Origin of the sequence: Streptomyces sp. NBC_00829, from assembly GCF_045161795.1 — a bacterium.
GTDB lineage: Bacteria > Actinomycetota > Actinomycetes > Streptomycetales > Streptomycetaceae > Streptomyces.
On the sequence record NZ_CP108867.1, the window covers coordinates 6,002,431 to 6,020,132 of the forward strand.

Annotated in this window: 13 protein-coding genes; 7 read left to right on the forward strand and 6 right to left on the reverse strand. The window is 70.8% G+C overall.

The genetic code is table 11. From position 1 onward, the window contains the following. Window positions 1-155: 155 nt before the first annotated feature. Both aceE and OG293_RS26670 read right to left on the reverse strand, forming a co-directional pair. The gene (aceE, locus tag OG293_RS26665; protein ID WP_406001307.1) at window positions 156-2,825 is read right to left on the reverse strand and encodes a pyruvate dehydrogenase (acetyl-transferring), homodimeric type; all 2,670 of its coding nucleotides are present in this window, start codon (window positions 2,823-2,825) and stop codon (window positions 156-158) included. A 242-nt stretch (window positions 2,826-3,067) separates the two neighbouring features. Beyond that, a complete protein-coding gene (locus OG293_RS26670) occupies window positions 3,068-3,691 on the reverse strand; it encodes a GntR family transcriptional regulator (RefSeq protein WP_406001308.1) in 624 nt (207 codons plus the stop codon). 168 nt (window positions 3,692-3,859) lie between these two features. Here OG293_RS26670 and OG293_RS26675 point away from each other — a divergent pair, with 168 nt between their 5' ends. Both OG293_RS26675 and OG293_RS26680 read left to right on the forward strand, forming a co-directional pair. After that, window positions 3,860-4,690 (forward strand): helix-turn-helix transcriptional regulator, encoded by an 831-nt coding sequence (locus OG293_RS26675; RefSeq protein WP_406001309.1) that lies wholly within the window; start codon window positions 3,860-3,862, stop codon window positions 4,688-4,690. Beyond that, entirely contained in the window at window positions 4,687-4,896 is a 210-nt protein-coding gene (locus OG293_RS26680) for a DUF397 domain-containing protein (protein WP_406001310.1), read from the forward strand. The genes OG293_RS26675 and OG293_RS26680 overlap by 4 nt, the downstream gene beginning before the upstream one ends. A 70-nt stretch (window positions 4,897-4,966) precedes the next feature. Here the strand turns inward: OG293_RS26680 and sucB are convergent, their stop codons facing one another. The 3 genes from sucB to OG293_RS26695 all read right to left on the reverse strand — a co-directional run bounded on the left by sucB (window position 4,967) and on the right by OG293_RS26695 (window position 9,991). Continuing rightward, complete coding sequence (sucB, locus tag OG293_RS26685) at window positions 4,967-6,727, reverse strand: 2-oxoglutarate dehydrogenase, E2 component, dihydrolipoamide succinyltransferase (RefSeq protein WP_406001311.1); 1,761 nt, start codon at window positions 6,725-6,727, stop codon at window positions 4,967-4,969. Window positions 6,728-6,779: 52 nt separating this feature from the next. Then, window positions 6,780-8,168, reverse strand: coding sequence for a dihydrolipoyl dehydrogenase (gene lpdA, locus OG293_RS26690; protein ID WP_406001312.1), 1,389 nt, complete (start codon window positions 8,166-8,168; stop codon window positions 6,780-6,782). Window positions 8,169-8,452: 284 nt separating this feature from the next. Then, entirely contained in the window at window positions 8,453-9,991 is a 1,539-nt protein-coding gene (locus OG293_RS26695) for a leucyl aminopeptidase (RefSeq protein ID WP_406001313.1), read from the reverse strand. Window positions 9,992-10,279: 288 nt separating this feature from the next. Between OG293_RS26695 and OG293_RS26700 the strand changes: the two genes are divergently transcribed. From OG293_RS26700 to OG293_RS26720, 5 genes are read left to right on the forward strand one after another with little or no spacing between them, the layout of a single operon-like run. Beyond that, on the forward strand, window positions 10,280-12,337 hold the full coding sequence (locus OG293_RS26700) for a hypothetical protein (RefSeq protein ID WP_406001314.1): 2,058 nt from the start codon (window positions 10,280-10,282) through the stop codon (window positions 12,335-12,337). Between the two features lie 35 nt (window positions 12,338-12,372). Next, window positions 12,373-13,881 (forward strand): GT4 family glycosyltransferase PelF, encoded by a 1,509-nt coding sequence (gene pelF / locus OG293_RS26705; RefSeq protein ID WP_406001315.1) that lies wholly within the window; start codon window positions 12,373-12,375, stop codon window positions 13,879-13,881. Next, the gene (locus OG293_RS26710; RefSeq protein ID WP_406001316.1) at window positions 13,878-15,383 is read left to right on the forward strand and encodes a hypothetical protein; all 1,506 of its coding nucleotides are present in this window, start codon (window positions 13,878-13,880) and stop codon (window positions 15,381-15,383) included. The genes pelF and OG293_RS26710 overlap by 4 nt, the downstream gene beginning before the upstream one ends. A gap of 10 nt (window positions 15,384-15,393) precedes the next feature. Further along, window positions 15,394-16,026 (forward strand): spherulation-specific family 4 protein, encoded by a 633-nt coding sequence (locus OG293_RS26715; RefSeq protein ID WP_406001317.1) that lies wholly within the window; start codon window positions 15,394-15,396, stop codon window positions 16,024-16,026. Further along, window positions 16,023-16,814, forward strand: coding sequence for an endo alpha-1,4 polygalactosaminidase (locus OG293_RS26720; protein WP_406001318.1), 792 nt, complete (start codon window positions 16,023-16,025; stop codon window positions 16,812-16,814). The genes OG293_RS26715 and OG293_RS26720 overlap by 4 nt, the downstream gene beginning before the upstream one ends. Before the next feature lie 66 nt (window positions 16,815-16,880). Here OG293_RS26720 and cobS read toward each other — a convergent pair whose 3' ends face one another. Beyond that, window positions 16,881-17,663, reverse strand: coding sequence for an adenosylcobinamide-GDP ribazoletransferase (gene cobS / locus OG293_RS26725; RefSeq protein ID WP_406001319.1), 783 nt, complete (start codon window positions 17,661-17,663; stop codon window positions 16,881-16,883). Window positions 17,664-17,702: the final 39 nt, after the last annotated feature.

A 17,702-nucleotide genomic window follows, 5' to 3' on the forward strand; every position in this document is an offset into this window, starting at 1 on the left:
GTGTCAGGGTCAAGGATGGCCCATGACGAACCCCCGGCGGCCGTCGGGCCACCGGGGGTTCGCAGATCAAGCAGCCGGCAGAAGCCGCCGGATCAATCGTCGGATCAATCGTCGGATCAAGCCGCCGGATCAAGCCGTCGGCGTTCGAGCAGCCGTCACAGGCCGTAGCGCTCGCGCGCCTCCTTCACGGCCGAGGCCGGGACCTCACCGCGCCTGGCCAGCTGAGCCAGCGCGGCGACGGTGATCGACTCGGCGTCCACACCGAAGTGGCGGCGGGCCGCGTCACGGGTGTCGGAGAGTCCGAAGCCGTCCGTGCCGAGCGAGGAGTAGTCCTGCTCGACCCACTGGGCGATCTGGTCCGGGACCTGGCGCATCCAGTCGCTGACCGCGAGGACCGGGCCCGCGGCACCTTCGAGTGCCCGGGTGACGTACGGGATGCGCTGGTCGCCGCGGAGCAGGGCCTCATCCGCCTCCAGAGCGTCCCGGCGCAGCTCGCCCCAGGAGGTCGCGGACCAGACGTCGGCCGCCACGCCCCATTCGGAGCGCAGCAGCTCCTGCGCCGCGAGCGCCCAGTGGATCGCCGTGCCGGAGGCCAGCAGCTGCAGGCGCGGAGCGTCCGCGGCGGCGGCCTCGGCCTCCTTGAAGCGGTAGAGGCCGCGCAGGATGCCTTCCTCGACGCCTTCCGGCATCGCGGGCTGCACCTTCGGCTCGTTGTAGACCGTCAGGTAGTAGAAGACGTTCTCCGCGTCGGGGCCGTACATCCGGCGCAGGCCGTCCTTGACGATGACGGAGATCTCGTACGCGAAGGCCGGGTCGTAGTTGAGGGACGCCGGGTTCGTGGACGCGATGAGGTGCGAGTGGCCGTCGGCGTGCTGGAGGCCCTCGCCCGTCAGGGTCGTACGGCCGGCCGTGGCGCCGATGATGAAGCCCTTGCCGAGCTGGTCGGCGAGCTGCCACATCTGGTCGCCCGTGCGCTGCCAGCCGAACATCGAGTAGAAGATGTAGAAGGGGATCATCGGCTCGCCGTGCGTCGCGTACGACGTCGACGCGGCGATGAAGTCCGCCATGGCCCCGGCCTCGGTGATCCCCTCGTTGAGGATCTGGCCGTCCTTGGCCTCCTTGTAGTACATCAGCTGGTCGCGGTCGACCGGCTCGTACGTCTGGCCCAGCGGGGAGTAGATGCCGGCCGACGGGAAGAGCGACTCCATACCGAAGGTGCGCGCCTCGTCGGGGACGATCGGAACCCAGCGCCTGCCGGTCTCCTTGTCCCGCATCAGATCCTTGACCAGGCGTACGAAGGCCATGGTGGTGGCCATCTGCTGCTTGCCCGAGCCCTTCTCCAGGGCCTTGAAGCCCCGCTCCTCGGGCGCGGGCAGGGCCACGGCATGCACCCGGCGGGCCGGGGCGGGACCGCCGAGGGCGGCACGGCGCTCCTGGAGGTAGCGGACCTCGGGGGAGTCGGCGCCGGGGTGGCCGTAGGGCACCAGGCTGTCGGCGAACGCGCTGTCCGCGATCGGGAGCCCGAGCAGATCGCGCATGCCCTTGAACTCGTCGGTCGTCAGCTTCTTCATCTGGTGGTTGGCGTTCTTGGACTCGAAGCCCTTGCCGAGCGTGTAGCCCTTCACCGTCTGGGCGAGGATCACGGTCGGCGCGCCCTTGTGCTCGATGGCCGCGCGGTAGGCCGCGTACACCTTGCGGGCCTCGTGGCCGCCGCGCGAGGCGAAGAAGCACTCGGCGATCTTGGCGTCGCTGATCAGCTTCGACAGCTCGACGAGCGCGGGCTCGGCGCCGAAGAAGTGCTCGCGGATGTACGCCACGTCACGGGTCGCGTACGTCTGGAACTGCGCGTCCGGCACCTCGCGCAGACGGCGCACCAGCGCGCCCGCGGTGTCGAGGGCGAACAGCTCGTCCCAGGCGGAGCCCCAGAGCGACTTGACGACATTCCAGCCCGCGCCGCGGAACTGGGCCTCCAGCTCCTGCACGATCTTGAAGTTGGCGCGGACCGGACCGTCGAGGCGCTGCAGATTGCAGTTGATGACGAAGGTCAGGTTGTCGAGCTGCTCCCGGGCCGCGAGTCCGAGGGCGGCGGTCGACTCGGGCTCGTCCATCTCGCCGTCGCCGAGGAAGGCCCAGACGTGCGAGTTGGCCGTGTCCTTGATCCCGCGGTGGTGCAGATAGCGGTTGAAGCGCGCCTGGTAGATCGCGGAGAGCGGGCCGAGGCCCATGGAGACGGTGGGGAACTCCCACAGCCAGGGTAGACGCCTCGGGTGCGGGTAGGACGGGAGTCCGTTGCCGCCCGACTCCTGGCGGAAGTTGTCGAGCTGCTGCTCGCTCAGGCGGCCGTCGAGGAAGGCGCGGGCGTAGATGCCGGGAGAGGCGTGGCCCTGGATGTAGAGCTGGTCGCCGCTGCCGTCGCCCTCCTTGCCGCGGAAGAAGTGGTTGAAGCCGGTCTCGTAGAGCCAGGCCGCGGAGGCGAAGGTGGCGATGTGGCCGCCGACGCCGAACCGGGATCCGCGGGTGACCATCGCGGCCGCGTTCCAGCGGTTCCACGCGGTGATGCGGGACTCCATCGCCTCGTCGCCGTCGAGGCCGGGCTCGGCGGAGGTGGGGATGGTGTTGACGTAGTCCGTCTCCAGCAGCCGGGGCACGGGCACTCCGGCGCGCTCGGCGTGATGGAGCGTACGGCGCATCAGGTACGCGGCGCGGTGCGGGCCGGCGTGCTGTGCGACGGCGTCGAGGGACGCCGCCCACTCGGCGGTTTCCTCGGCGTCACGGTCCGGGAGCTGGTCGAGCTCGCTCGGAAGCTTGCCTACGGGGTCGGTCATGATCGCCGCCTTCCGGACAGGAGGGGGGTGGAGACAAGGGGCCTTGTCTGGCAGGACAGGGCGACGGGTTGGTGAACCCGACGTCGACTGTAAGTCCCTGATCGATGATCGATCAAAGTCTGGAGGGATAAATCTGCTCCGGAGGGCGAAATTGGCATTCCGTGCCGTGAAAGGGGGCACCCGGTGCCGTGTCAAAGGGTGACGATCCGGGCGCCGATGTCTCGCCGGGTGGAGCTACGGCCTCAGGCCCGGGGTGCGCAGCCGAGGACGTGCGCCTTCACCAGGGAGCCGATCTCCGGGTCGCGCCGCCGGAACGCTTCCACCAGCGCCTCGTGCTCCTCGGCGTACGACTTCTGCACCGTCCCCAGCCAGCGGATCGACAGCGCCGTGAACACCTCGATGCCCAGCCCCTCCCAGGTGTGCAGCAGCACGCCGTTCCCGGCGGCCCGTACCAGCTCCCGGTGGAAGGCGACCGTGTGCCGCACCTGCGCGGCCGAGTCCGCGTTCCGGTCCGCCTCGTACAGCGCCGCGACATGCGGCTCCAGTGCGGAGCAGTCCTCGGCCAGCCGGCCTGCCGCCAGTTCGGCCGCGATCTGCTCAAGACCGGCCCGCACGGGGTAGCTCTCCTCCAGATCGGCGGCGGTTAGATTCCGTACGCGTACGCCCTTGTTGGGCGCCGACTCGATCAGACGCAGGCTCTCCAGCTCCCGCAGGGCCTCACGCACGGGAGTCTGGGAGACCTGGAGTTCGGTCGCGATCCGCCGTTCGACGATCCGCTCGCCGGGCTTCCAACGACCGCTGACGATCCCCTCCACGATGTGCTCGCGGATCTGTTCGCGCAGCGAGTGGACGACGGGCGGGGTCATGGAAGCTCCTTACGGGGTGGCGGGGCCGAGGTTACCGGAGGGGACCCCCGCTACCCCGAGGGCGGACCCGATGTCACGATTCGTGAGCGGAGCGTGACGGGGCGCGGCTAGGCTCGTCGACCGATCAGTCTCGCTGCCGCGCGGGTGCGCGTGGGAAGGAAGTCGGCCATGCCCGGTGCGAAGGATCTGGACCCGTACACATCACCGAGGTCGTTCTACGGTGCCGAACTGCGGCGCCTGCGGGAGCAAGCGGGGCTGTCGCAGGAGCAGTTGGGGGAGCGGGTGTTCTGCTCCGGGGCGTACATCGGCTTCTTCGAGGCGGCGGCGAGACGGCCGCAGGCGGAGCTGTCGAAGCTGCTGGACGGGGTGCTGGGGACGGGGGAGCACTTTCAGCGGCTGTGCCGGCTGGCGCAGGAGTCCAGGCATCCGGACTACTTCGCGGACGCGGCCGAGTTGGAGAAGGAAGCGAGGACGATCAGCGAATACACGCCGATGCTGGTGCCCGGACTGCTCCAGACAGCGGCGTACGCACGCGGCATCACACGGGCGACGCTGCCCTTCGCACCGGACGAGGTGGTGGAGCAGCACGTGGTGGCGCGGATGGAGCGGGCAGCGCGCCTCGACAGTCCGGAGGGACCGGAGCTGTGGTTGGTGGTGCACGAGGCTGCCCTGCGCATGCCCGTGGACGATCCGGCAGTGATGCGGCAGCAGCTTGCGCATCTTGTGGCGCGAGCCCGTCACCAGCACCGGGTCATCGTGCAGGTGCTGCCGTTCTCGTCCGGCCCGAGTGCCCTGATGTACGGCACGACCATCGTCATGACCTTCTCCGATGCCCCCGCGGTCGTCTACACCGAGGGCGCATTTACGGGCCAACTCATTGACGCACCGGCGCTGGTGACCAAGTTTCAGAGGTCATACGATCACGTCAGGGCCGCCGCGTTGTCGCCGAAGGCGTCCCTCTCCCTGATCGAGTCGGTGGCGAAGGACTACACAACATGATGAGCAGCCAGGTCGTAGAGATCGCGGGCACATGGCGGAAGTCGTCGTACAGCAACGGTGAAGGCGGAGCGTGCGTCGAGGTGGCCGACGGCTTCGTCGGCGTCCTGCCCGTCCGGGACAGCAAGTGCCCCCACGGCCCCGCCCTGGTGTTCGGCGCGCGGGGGTGGGAGGCGTTCGTGGACGCCCTCAAGGGTGAGGCTCTCTGACGCCGCGGTAACGCGCGTGCCCCTGTCCCGGAGCGATCCGGGACAGGGGCACGCGCGTTGACGGTGAGCCTTACAGGCCGAGCTCGACCTCGAACTCGCCGGCCTCAAGGATCGCCTTGACGGCCGTCAGGTAGCGGGCCGCGTCGGCGCCGTCCACCAGGCGGTGGTCGTAGGAGAGCGAGAGGTACGTCATGTCGCGGACGCCGATGACGGTGCCCTCGGCGGTCTCGATGACCGCCGGACGCTTGACGGTGGCTCCGATGCCCAGGATGGCGGCCTGGTTCGGCGGCACGATGACCGTGTCGAAGAGCGCGCCGCGCGAGCCGGTGTTGCTGATGGTGAAGGTCGCGCCGGACAGCTCGTCCGGGGTGATCTTGTTACCGCGGACCTTGGCCGCCAGATCGGCGGTGGCCTTCGAGATGCCGGCGAGGTTCAGGTCGCCCGCACCCTTGATGACCGGCGTCATCAGTCCCTTCTCGGAGTCGACGGCGATGCCGATGTTCTCCGAGTCGAAGTACGTGATGGTGCCCTCGTCCTCGTTGATCCGGGCGTTGATGACCGGGTGGGCCTTCAGCGCCTGGGCCGCCGCCTTGACGAAGAACGGCATCGGGGACAGCTTGACGCCCTCGCGGGCGGCGAAGGAGTCCTTGGCCCGGTTGCGCAGCTTCATCAGCTTGGTGATGTCGGCCTCGACGACCGAGGTCAGCTGGGCCTGCGTGTGCAGGGCCTTCATCATGTTGTCGCCGATGACCTTGCGCATGCGCGTCATCTTGACGGTCTGCCCGCGCAGCGGGGACGCCTCAAGGGCAGGGGCCTTCGAAGCGGCGGCCGGAGCAGCCGCGGCCGGTGCCGGGGCGGCGGCCTTGGCGGCCTCCGCGGCGGCGATGACGTCCTGCTTGCGGATACGGCCACCGACGCCCGTGCCCTTGACCGAGGCCAGGTTCACGCCGTTCTCGGCGGCGAGCTTACGGACCAGGGGGGTCACGTACGCGTCGCCCGCGTCGACGGCGGCGGGCGCGGCCGGTGCCGCCGGAGCCGGGGTGACCGGAGCCGGAGCAGCCGGGGCGGGAGCAGCCGGAGCAGCGGCGACCGGAGCCGGAGCGGCAGGCGCGGCCGGGGCAGCGGGAGCCACAGGGGCAGCCGGGGCCGGGGCGGGCAGCGCCGGAGGCGCGGCGGGGGCAGCGGCCGGGGCGGCGGGCGCGGGAGCGGCGGCCGGAGCGGCACCCGGGGCACCGATCACGGCCAGCTTCGCGCCGACCTCAGCGGTCTCGTCCTCGCCGACGACGATCTCGAGCAGCACACCGGCGGACGGGGCCGGGATCTCGGTGTCGACCTTGTCCGTGGAGACCTCGAGCAGCGGCTCGTCCTCCTCCACGCTCTCGCCGACCTGCTTCAGCCAGCGTGTGACGGTGCCCTCGGTGACGCTCTCGCCGAGCGCGGGAAGGACGACGTCGGTGCCGGTGGCGCCGCCGGCCGGAGCCGCAGCCGGGGCCGCGGGGGCCTCGGCGACCGGAGCCGGTGTGGCCGGGGTCTCGGCGACGACGGTCTGGGCCTCGGCGGCGGCAGGTGCCGGGGCGGCAGCCGCCCCGCCGCTGCCGTCGTCGATGATCGCCAGCTCGGCGCCGACCTCGACGGTCTCGTCCTCGGCGACCTTGATGGACGCGAGGATGCCCGAGGCGGGAGCCGGGATCTCGGTGTCGACCTTGTCGGTCGACACCTCGAGCAGCGGCTCGTCGGCCTCGACGCGCTCGCCCTCGGCCTTCAGCCAGCGTGTGACGGTGCCCTCGGTGACGCTCTCGCCGAGCGCCGGAAGGGTTACGGAAACCGACATGGTTTCTGTTGCTCCTAACGAATGTGCGGAAGTGGTCGTCGCGCCCGAGGGACTAGTCGTGGGCGTGCAGGGGCTTGCCCGCGAGTGCCAGGTGGGCCTCGCCGAGCGCCTCGTTCTGCGTCGGGTGGGCATGGATGAGCTGCGCGACCTCGGCCGGCAGCGCCTCCCAGTTGTAGATCAGCTGGGCTTCGCCGACCTGCTCGCCCATACGGTCACCGACCATGTGGACGCCGACCACGGCACCGTCCTTGACCTGGACGAGCTTGATCTCGCCCGCGGTCTTGAGGATCTTGCTCTTGCCGTTGCCCGCCAGGCTGTACTTGAGAGCGACGACCTTGTCCGCGCCGTAGATCTCCTTGGCCTTCGCCTCGGTGATGCCCACGGAGGCGACCTCGGGGTGGCAGTACGTCACCCGGGGCACGCCGTCGTAGTCGATCGGGACGGTCTTGAGACCGGCCAGGCGCTCTGCCACCAGCATGCCCTCGGCGAAGCCGACGTGCGCGAGCTGGAGGGTCGGGACGAGGTCGCCGACCGCGGAGATCGTGGGGACGTTCGTCTGCATGTACTCGTCGACCAGGACGTAGCCGCGGTCCATCGCGACGCCCTGCTCGTCGTACCCGAGACCGGCGGAGACCGGGCCGCGGCCGACGGCGACCAGCAGTACCTCGGCCTCGAAGGTCTTGCCGTCGGCGAGGGTGACGCGTACGCCGTTGTCGGTGTACTCGGCCTTCTCGAAGAAGGTGCCGATGTTGAACTTGATGCCGCGCTTGCGGAACGCGCGCTCAAGAAGCTTGGAGCTGTCCTCGTCCTCGACCGGGACCAGGTGCTTCAGGCCCTCGATGACGGTGACCTCGGAGCCGAAGGACTTCCACGCGGAGGCGAACTCGACGCCGATGACGCCGCCGCCCAGCACGATGGCGGACTGCGGGACGCGGTCCAGCGTCAGCGCGTGGTCCGAGGAGATGATGCGGTTGCCGTCGATCTCCAGGCCCGGCAGCGACTTCGGTACGGAGCCGGTGGCGAGGAGGACGTGGCGGCCCTGGACACGCTGGCCGTTCACGTCGACGGAGGTGGGGGAGGACAGCCGGCCCTCACCCTCGATGTAGGTGACCTTGCGGGAGGCGATCAGACCCTGGAGACCCTTGTAGAGTCCCGAGATCACGTCGTCCTTGTACTTGTGGACGGCCTCGATGTCGATGCCCTCGAAGGTGGCCTTGACGCCGAACTGGCCGGCCTCACGAGCCTGGTCGGCGATCTCGCCGGCGTGCAGCAGCGCCTTCGTGGGAATGCATCCGTTGTGCAGGCAGGTGCCGCCGACCTTGCCCTTCTCGATCAGGGCGACGTCGAGGCCCAGCTGAGCTCCGCGCAGCGCCGCAGCGTAACCGCCGCTACCACCGCCGAGGATCACTAGGTCGAAAACGGTGCTGGCGTCGTTCGCCACGTCACGTCCTCCATGCATGTGCGCCGGTCGCCGGTCCTCGATGACCGGGCGGCGGCTGGTGTTCGGCCGCTGTATTTTCGGCCCTGTGGTGGGGGCCCTGTCCTGCCGAGAACCCATCTTCGCACTTGTTGACGGGCGGCGGGACGCGGGGCCGGGGTATGGGACGGCTGATAAACCGCCCTGACGGGTTACTGGTCCGTACGAATGTACGTAATTCGCAGAAATCGATCGGGACAACACGGACGGCCCCGAACATATGCCCGGGGCCGTCAGTGGTACAGGACTCAGCCCAGGTCGCCGTCAGCGGTTCGCTCGGCCAGCTTGACCAGTGTGCGGACCGCGGAGCCGGTGCCGCCCTTGGGGGTGTAGCCGAACGGCGCGCCCTCGTGGAAGGCGGGGCCCGCGATGTCCAGGTGCGCCCAGGTGATGCCCTCGCCCACGAACTCCTTCAGGAACAGGCCGGCCACCAGGCCGCCGCCCATCCGCTCGCCCATGTTCGCGATGTCGGCGGTCGGGGAGTCCATGCCCTTGCGCAGGTCGCCGGGGAGCGGCATCGGCCAGGACTGCTCGCCGACCTCCTCCGCGATCTCGTGGATCGAGGTACGGAAGGCGTCGTCGTTCGCCATGATGCCGAAGGTGCGGTTTCCCAGCGCCATCACCATCGCGCCGGTCAGTGTCGCCACGTCGACGATCGCGTCCGGGTTCTCCTCGGACGCCCGGGTGAGCGCGTCACCCAGGACAAGACGGCCCTCGGCGTCGGTGTTGAGGACCTCGACCGTCTTGCCGCTGTACATGCGCAGCACGTCGCCGGGGCGGGTGGCCGAGCCCGACGGCATGTTCTCGGCGAGCGCGAGCCAGCCGGTGACATTGACGGCGAGGCCCAGACGGGCAGCCGCGACGACCGCGGCGAACACCGCGGCGGCGCCGCTCATGTCGCACTTCATCGTCTCGTTGTGGCCGGCCGGCTTGAGCGAGATGCCGCCCGAGTCGTACGTGATGCCCTTGCCGACCAGGGCGAGCGTCTTGGCCGCCTTGGAGTGGGTGTAGGAGAGCTTCACCAGGCGCGGCGGGTTCTGCGAACCCTGGCCGACACCGAGGATGCCGCCGAAGCCGCCCTTGAGGAGCGCCTTCTCGTCGAGGACCTGCACCTTGATGCCGTGCTCCTTGCCGGCGGCGCTGGCCACGGCGGCGAAGGCCTCGGGGGTGAGGTCGTTCGGCGGGGTGTTGATCAGGTCGCGGGCGCGGTTGATCTCCTCGGTGAGGGCGATCGCACGCTCGGCGGCGGCCTTGTACGCCTTGTCGCGCGGCTTCGCTCCGAGCAGGGCGACCTCGCCGAGCGGCTGCTTGCCGTTGCTGTTCTTGGCGCCCTTCTCGCCGCCCTTCTCGCCGCCCTGGTAGGCGGTGAAGGCGTACGCGCCGAGCAGCGCGCCCTCGGCGATCGCCTCCGCGTCCTCGGATGCCTCGACCGGAAGGGCGAACGCGGCCTTCTTCGCGCCGGCCAGCGCGCGGGCGGCGGAGCCCGCGGCGCGGCGCAGCGACTCGGCGGCGTACGCCCCGTCCTTCTCGGGGACAGGGCCGAGGCCGACCGCAAGAACGACCGGCGTCTTGAGCGAGGAGGGAGCGGGGAGCTTGGTCACCTCGCCCTCGGCACCGGTGGCACCGAGGGTCTCCAGGACAGCGGCGAGCTTTCCGTCGAACGCCTTGTCCACGGCCTCGGCGCCCGGCGCGACGACCGGGCCCTTGGCGCCCTTCGCGACGCCGACGACAAGGGCGTCGGCGCGGAGCGTTGCCGCGCCGGCGGTGCTGAGAGTGAGAGCAGTCACGGTGGTGAATTCTCGCTTCCGTTGAGTTCCGGGGCCGTATCCGGGGCCGTGGAGGGGATGGATCGACATCCCACGCCGGAACAGAGCCTACGCGCGGCGGCATGTCTCGCCGACGGGGGCAGTAATTCACTCGTCCGTGGCGTCTCTTACACGTTTGGCTCACAAGCTACGAGACGTGAGTCACACTCGCTCCATTCAGGCAAGAGAGCGAGGGGCTCTTTTGCGTTATCTCCACAGGTCCTCCTCACGCTTCGCGTGTGCAGAGAGACCGTGTGAGGGGGGAACCACATGAGTCTGTACCGAACGCGCGCGGGCAGAGCCGCGGCCGCGCTGCTGGCCGCCGGAGTGCTGTCGACCGTCGCTCCGGCATCGGGCGCGGCGGCCGCCACGGCGCCGCGGATCGATCTGACGGTGCTCGTCGTCGACGACGGAGGTGGCGCGGTCGAGGCGATCGTCGCCGAGCTCAAGGGCATCGGAGTGCCCTACCGCACGCTGCGGCTGGACGACCCGGCGCGGCCGACGGTCAACGCCGCGTTCCTCAGCGACACCGTCGGCGGACGGCCGCGCGCGAAGTTCCAGGGTGTCGTCGTCCCCGACGAGGACCCCTTCGGCGCGTCCTCGGCCGCCGGGGCTGCGGAGAACGAAGCACTCTTCGCGTACGAGAAGACCTTCGGCATCCGCCAGGTCGACGCCTACACCTGGGCGCACCCCGGCGTAGGCCTTGAGTACACGGACAACGGCGGCTACGCGGGCGTGCTGGATGGCGCAAAAAGCGCGGTCACCGCGGCGGGGAAGGCGGCCGGGGCACCTTTCGGGTACCTCGGCGGGCCGGTCACCTTCGAGGACAACTCCCCGCTGATCGCCGAGAGCTACGGCTACGCGGGCAAGCCGATGGAAGGCTTCACCAGCTACCTCGACACTCCCGTCGACGAGGCGGGCACCCGCGCCAGCCTGGTCGGCCAGTACGCCCACGACGGGCGCCAGGAACTGGTCGTGACCTTCGCCTACAACCAGTACCAGCGGCAGTTCCGGGTGCTGGCGCGCGGCATGGTCGAGTGGCTCACCCAGGGCGTCCACCTCGGTCAGAGCCGCCAGTACTTCACCGTGCACGTCGACGACGTCTTCGCTCCCGACGCCCGCTGGGACTCCGAGCGCAACTGCACTCCCGGTGACATCGACTGCGGCGACGGTTCGCAGGAGACCACCACCGACATCCGGATGACCGCCGCGGACGCGCAGTACGCCAAGCAGTGGCAGCAGACCAGCGGCTTCACCCTGGACATGGTCTACAACGCGGGCGCCGGCGAGGAGTGGAAGACCGAGCACGACGGCACCGACGCGCTCGCCGCGCAGCTGGTGGCCGACCGGGCGCAGTACCGCTGGATCAACCACACGTACACCCACCTCTTCCTCGGCTGCATCCAGGACGTCTCCGTCGTGCCCTGGCAGTGCTCCAAGGACGCCTCGGGCAACACCCAGTGGACGACCCGCGCCGACATCTCCGCCCAGATCCGCGACAACCACAACTGGGCCACCGGCAAGGGCATCTCGGTCGACCGCAGCGAACTGGTCACCGGTGAGCACTCCGGACTCATGACCCTGCCGCAGCAGCCCCAGGACAACCCCAACCTCGCCGGGGCCCTGTCGGACAACGGTGTGAAGTGGATCGCGAGCGACAACTCCCGCGAACCGCAGCAGCGCAAGGCCGGGGCGGCGCTGACCGTGCCGCGCTATCCGATGAACGTGTACTACAACACCGGCACGGCCGCCGAGATGGCCGACGAGTACAACTGGATCTACACCTCCGAGGACGACGGGGGCAGCGGCATCTGCGAGACCAATGCCGCCTCCACCTGCCTCGCCGAGCCGCTCGACGCGCAGAGCGGCTACGCGTCGTACATCGTGCCGCAGGAGGCGCGTATCGCGCTGAGCCATGTCACGGCCAACGACCCGCGTCCGCACTACGTCCACCAGTCCAACCTGGCCGAGGAGCGCATCCTCTACCCGGTGCTCGACAAGGTGCTGGCCGACTACCGGGCCCTGTTCGCCGACAGCGCCCCGGTCGTCAATCTGCGCCAGCGCGACATCGGTACCGAGCTCCAGCGCCGGGCCGTATGGAACAAGGCGGTCGAGGACGGCAAGGTGACCGCGTACCGCATCGGTGACGCCGTCACCGTCAAGGCGCCCTCGGGGGTGAGCGCGCCCGTGACCGCGCCCGAAGGCACCCGGAAGCAACTGCTGCTCGGAACCGGGGTGTTCGGCGGTGCCTACGCCGGTACCCGCTCGGCCTGGACCGCACCGGAGCTGTTCCAGTCGGCGGTCACGCTGAAGCTCCCGACCGCCTGAGACACACTGACCAGCTGTCCAGGGGGGACTGCACCATGCCGAGCGGTGGCCGTCACGTGACCATGCTCACCGAAGGGACCTATCCGCACGTCCACGGGGGCGTGTCCACGTGGTGCGACCAGCTCGTACGGGGCATGCCCGAGGTCGACTTCAATATCGTCGCCCTCACCGGCACCGGCCGTGAGCCGGTCACCTGGGAGCTGCCGCCGAACGTCTACCGGCACTGGGCCTTCCCGCTCTGGGGCCCGGTGCCGGGGCGCCGGTGGCCCCTCCGCGGGCGGGAACGACGCCGCCTCATCGAGGTCTACGAACGCTTCCTGCTGTCGGTGCTCGACCCGTCGGCAGGCTGCGACTTCGGCGAAGGACTCGATGAACTGGCCGAGTTCGCCCGCGCCGGACGGCTGTCCGCGGCGATGCGCTCGGAGTCCGTCCTGCGGACTCTGACGTGCATCTGGACCATGCCGCACCTGGAGATATCCGCCTCGCAGCCGACCGTGCACGACGCGCTGACCGCCACCGACCTGCTGGAGCACGCGCTGCGGCCGCTGGCGGCGCGGATACCCGACGACTCGATCGCGCACGCCGTCAGCGCGGGGCTCGCCACCCTGCCCGCGCTGGCGGCCCAGCGGTTCGAGGGCGTGCCGTTCCTGCTGACGGAGCACGGCATCTATCTGCGCGAGCGCTACCTCGGCTACCGGGTGGCGGCCCAGCGGGCGCCGGTGAAGGCGCTGATGCTGGGCTTCTACCGGGAACTCAACTCACTCGGCTACCGGCGGGCCGATCTGATAACACCGTGCAACCAGTACAACCGGCGGTGGGAGGAGCGGGGCGGCGCCCCCTCCGGCCGTATCCGCACCGTCTACAACGGCGTCGATCCGCACGCCTTCCCCCAGGCCGGCCCCGAACCGGACGTGCCGACGATCTCCTGGGCGGGCCGCATCGACCCGATCAAGGACCTGGAGACGCTGATCCGGGCGTACGCCATCGTCCGGGCCGAACTCCCCGCCGTACGGCTGCGGTTGTTCGGCGGAGTACCCGCGGGCGGCGAGGCCTACCGCACCGTGCTGGAGAAACTCGCCGCCGACCTGGGCGTCATGGACGGCATAGCCTGGGAGGGGCGGGTCAGCGATGTGGCCCGCGCCTACGCCTCGGGCAGCGTGGTGCTGCTCTCCAGCATCAGCGAAGGATTCCCCTTCTCGCTGATCGAGGCCATGTCATGCGGTCGCGCCACCGTCTCCACGGATGTGGGCGGCGTACGGGAAGCGGTCGGCGACACCGGGCTCGTGGTGCCGCCGCGTGAACCCGCCGTGATGGCGGAGGCGACGCTGGGGCTGCTGCGGGACGAGGCACGACGCGCCGAGCTCGGCCGGCTCGCCCGGCAGCGCGTCATCGACCGCTTCACACTCCGCCGCTCCGTGGACGGCTTCCGGCGCATCTACCGCGAACTGGCCGGACTCCCCGAGCATCCGGACTCCCGCGTCGTGACCGGCGCACTGTCCGACCCGTGGCAGCAGGGACACACGGCCGAAAGGGCACTGGGATGAGCGGACCGCTGTGGCAGGGCCCCGGCCAGAGCGTCGACACCCTGCCGGTACTGCCCCGGCAGCGCGACCGGCCCGCGCGGGCCGCCGACCCCCTCGACGAACTCGCCGAGCGCCTGGAGGAGTTGGTCGCCGCGGCCGTCCACCCGGACGAGATCGCCGCGATCCTCGAGTCGGACGGCATGACGGACGACCACATCCGGCTGACCTACGGCCGCGAGGACTCCTTCGCGCTCGCCGAGGAGCTGTACGCCCGGATACCGCGCACCTACCCCGAACCCCCGGGCACGCCCGACGACCCCTGGCGCATGGGACTGCTCGGCTGTCTGCTGCGCGGACTGGTCTTTGCGCTCCCAGGCCTCGCCTACGTGCTGGGGGCACCGCTGCTGCGGGGAGCGGGCCTCGCGCCGCTGCTCGCGGGCGCGCTCACCGGATGGGTGTGGAACCAGGCGCTCTCCCACCGCGCCTACTCCTGGCTGGGCCTGGGCGACCGCGAGGCCGCGGCCCGTTCACTGCTGGCCGGCGCCCCGGCGGGAGCACTGCTGGGCACGGCGACCGCGGCGACCTCGGCGCTGGTGTCGTCGGGTCCGGGCCAGTGGCCCGCCGCGGCCTTCGCGGCGGCCCAGTCGCTGTATCTGTCGGCGGCGACGGTCCTGCTGGTCCTCGGCCGTGAACGGGCACTGCTGTGCGCCCTGCTGCCGCTGACGGCGGGATCGGTCACGGCCTTCGTGCACGACCTGCCGCTGCCGCTCGCGACGGGCCTGCTGCTGCTCTCCCTCGCTGTGTCGGTGGCGCTGGCGGGCCAGGCGCTGGGGCTGATCCCCGTCCCGCGCTTCCTCGTGGTCCGGGGCATGCCCAGGACCACCCGCCTCAGGCCCCGGGACATCTGGAAGCCGGGGCAGCGCGGAAGCACCCGCCCACCCCTGCGGGCGTCCGTTCCGTACGGGTTCTTCGGGCTCGGCACCGGTCTGCTCGTCCTCTACACCGCCCTCGGCGATGTCCTCGCCGGCGGTCCCGGAGCCGTCGTCTCCGCGCCCTCCGCCGTCGCGCTCACGCTCAGCATGGGACCCGCCGAATGGCTGCTGCACCGCTTCCGCGGCGGCAGCCTCGCCGGACTGCGGGCGAGCACCACGTCGAACGCCTTCTGGCGCGGGGCCGCCGCCGTGCTCGCCGAGTGCCTCGCCGCCTATCTCGCCATCCTCTTCGTCTTCGCCGTCGCCGGGACGCTGCTGTGGCCCCACGCTCCCGCACTGGGCGGGGTGCGCCTGGCCACCCTGCTGCTCATCGGCGCGACCCTGTGGACCGGGCTGCTGCTCCAGTCGTTCGGCGCGGTGACCGCCGCCGCCTCCGTCTGCTGCGCCGCGGCCCTCGCCCAGACCATCGCCCTGCTCACCGGGATCGGCAGCCCGCGGCTGGTCGGACTCGCCGCCGCCGCCGTCGCGGCGGGCCTGCTGGCCGCACTGGTCTGTGTTCTGCTGGGCCGTGCGACCGCACACCGCATATGAGGAAGCCACCGTGAAGACCCTGCTGGTTCCGTACTACGAGCATCCCGTCGAACAGCCCGACGGCTGGGACGCGGTCGTGGCCGCCGCGCCCCGGCTGTACGGGGTGGTGCTGAACCCGGCCAGCGGCCCCGGCGCCGCACGCGACGCGTCATTCGCGGCGGTCGCCGAGCGGCTGCGCGCCGCCGGGACACGCGTCCTCGGGTACGCCGACACGGACTACGGACGGCGACCGCACGCCGACGTCGTACGGGACCTTGTCCGCCACCGCGACTGGTACGGCGCGAACGGCGCCTTCCTCGACCAGGCATCCGCCGACCCCGAGGCGCTGCCCCACTACGGACGCCTGGCCGTCGCCGCCCGCGCGGCCGGCGCCGGAACCCTCGTCCTCAACCACGGTGTCCACCCGGACCCCGGCTACGCCGAACTCGCCGACCTGCTCGTCACGTTCGAAGGCCCCTGGGACGAGTACCACGGTCTCGCCGTCCCGCTGTGGACCGCCGCCCACCCGCCCGACCGCTTCTGTCACCTCGTCTACGGGGCCCCGCCCGAGGCTCGCGCCGCCTCGGCCGTCCACTGCCTCGTCCCCGGTGCGGGTTCCCATCCGTGGGGCACGCTCCCGCACGCCCTGGAGCCCGCGCCGTGAGACGTGCGCCGCTGCCGCTCGCGCTGCTCCTGCTCGTCCTCGCGGGCTGCATGGCCCCCGCGGACGACGAACCGCCTCCCGGCCGCTGGCGGCCGAAGCCCGGACTTGCCTGGCAGTGGCAGCTCAGCGGCCGACTCGACCCCACGGTGGACGTGCCGGTGTACGACATCGACGGCTTCGACCACCCGAAGTCCGCGGTCACCGATCTGCACCGCCGTGGCCGCAAGGTCATCTGCTATCTCTCCACCGGCGCCTGGGAGGACTTCCGTCCGGACGCCGGGCACTTCCCCAAGGCGGTCCTCGGCCGCGGCAACGGCTGGGACGGCGAGCGCTGGCTCGACATCCGCCGCACCGACGTCCTTGGACCGCTGATGGCCAAGCGCATGGACATGTGCAGGGAGAAGGGATTCGACGCGGTCGAACCCGACAACATGGACGCGTACGCCAACCGCACCGGCTTCCCCGTCACCGCCGCGGACCAGCTGCGCTACAACCGTCTGATCGCCCGCCTCGCCCACGACCGGGGGATGTCCGTGGGACTGAAGAACGACCTCGACCAGATCCCGCAGCTGGTGGGGGACTTCGACTTCGCGGTCAACGAGCAGTGCGCGGAGCACGAGGAGTGCGGGGCGCTGACGCCGTTCATCCGTGCGGGCAAGGCGGTGTTCCATGTGGAGTACGAGCTGGGGACCAAGGAATTCTGTCCCGGGGCGACGCGGCTGAAGCTCAGCTCGATGCTGAAGAAGTACGAGCTGGGGGTGTGGCGGGAGGCCTGCGGGGCGTCCTAGCCTTCCCGGTCAGGTCACGACCCTTTGCTCGGCCGCCGGGCCGCCCCTTTGCCGGTCACTGAATGATCAAACCCGGCCGAGCACCAGCGCGACCAGCGCGACCGTCGCCGCCGTCTCCGCGAGCGCTCCGAACACGTCCCCCGTCACCCCGCCGAAGCGGCGCACACAGTGCCGCAGCAGCAGCTCGGCCCCTGCCAGTGCGGCCAGGACCGCGAGCAGTTGGTGCACTGCCGTACCCGCGTCGGCCAGCAGCGCGCCCGCCCCGGCGCACAGCGCGGCGACCAGCGCGGCGACGGCGAGCCCCGTACGTACCGGGACAACCCCCGCGACCGCCGCGCCGAGGCCCTCCGGGCGGGCCGGGGGGACGCCCGTGCGGGAGGCGAGGGTGAGGGCGAGGCGGGCGGTGACCGCGGAGATCCCTGCGCCGGCCGCTCCGTACGCCCAGCCGTCCTCGTACAGCGCAGTCAGCGCGGCGATCTGCGCGAGCAGCACGAACAGCAGCGTGATGACCCCGAACGGACCGATGTCCGACTGCTTCATGATCCGCAGTGCGTCCTCGGCGGGCTTGCCGCTGCCCAGCCCGTCGGCGGTGTCGGCGAGGCCGTCCAGATGGAGGCCCCGGGTGAGCGCGGCAGGCACCGCGGCCGTGGCCACGGCCGCGAGCAGCGCGCCCGAGCCCAGCAGCGCCGCCAGTCCGCCGACGGCCGCGGCGAAGAGGCCCACGACCAGTCCGGCCAGGGGCGCGGCCAGCATTCCGGCGCGAGCTGCGTCCCGGTCCCAGCGTGTGACGCGGACCGGGAGCACGGTCAGGGTGCCGAAGGCGAAACGTATTCCGTCCACAGGAGTCATCGCGCGCAGGGTATCCGGACCGGAGTGACGGTAAATTGC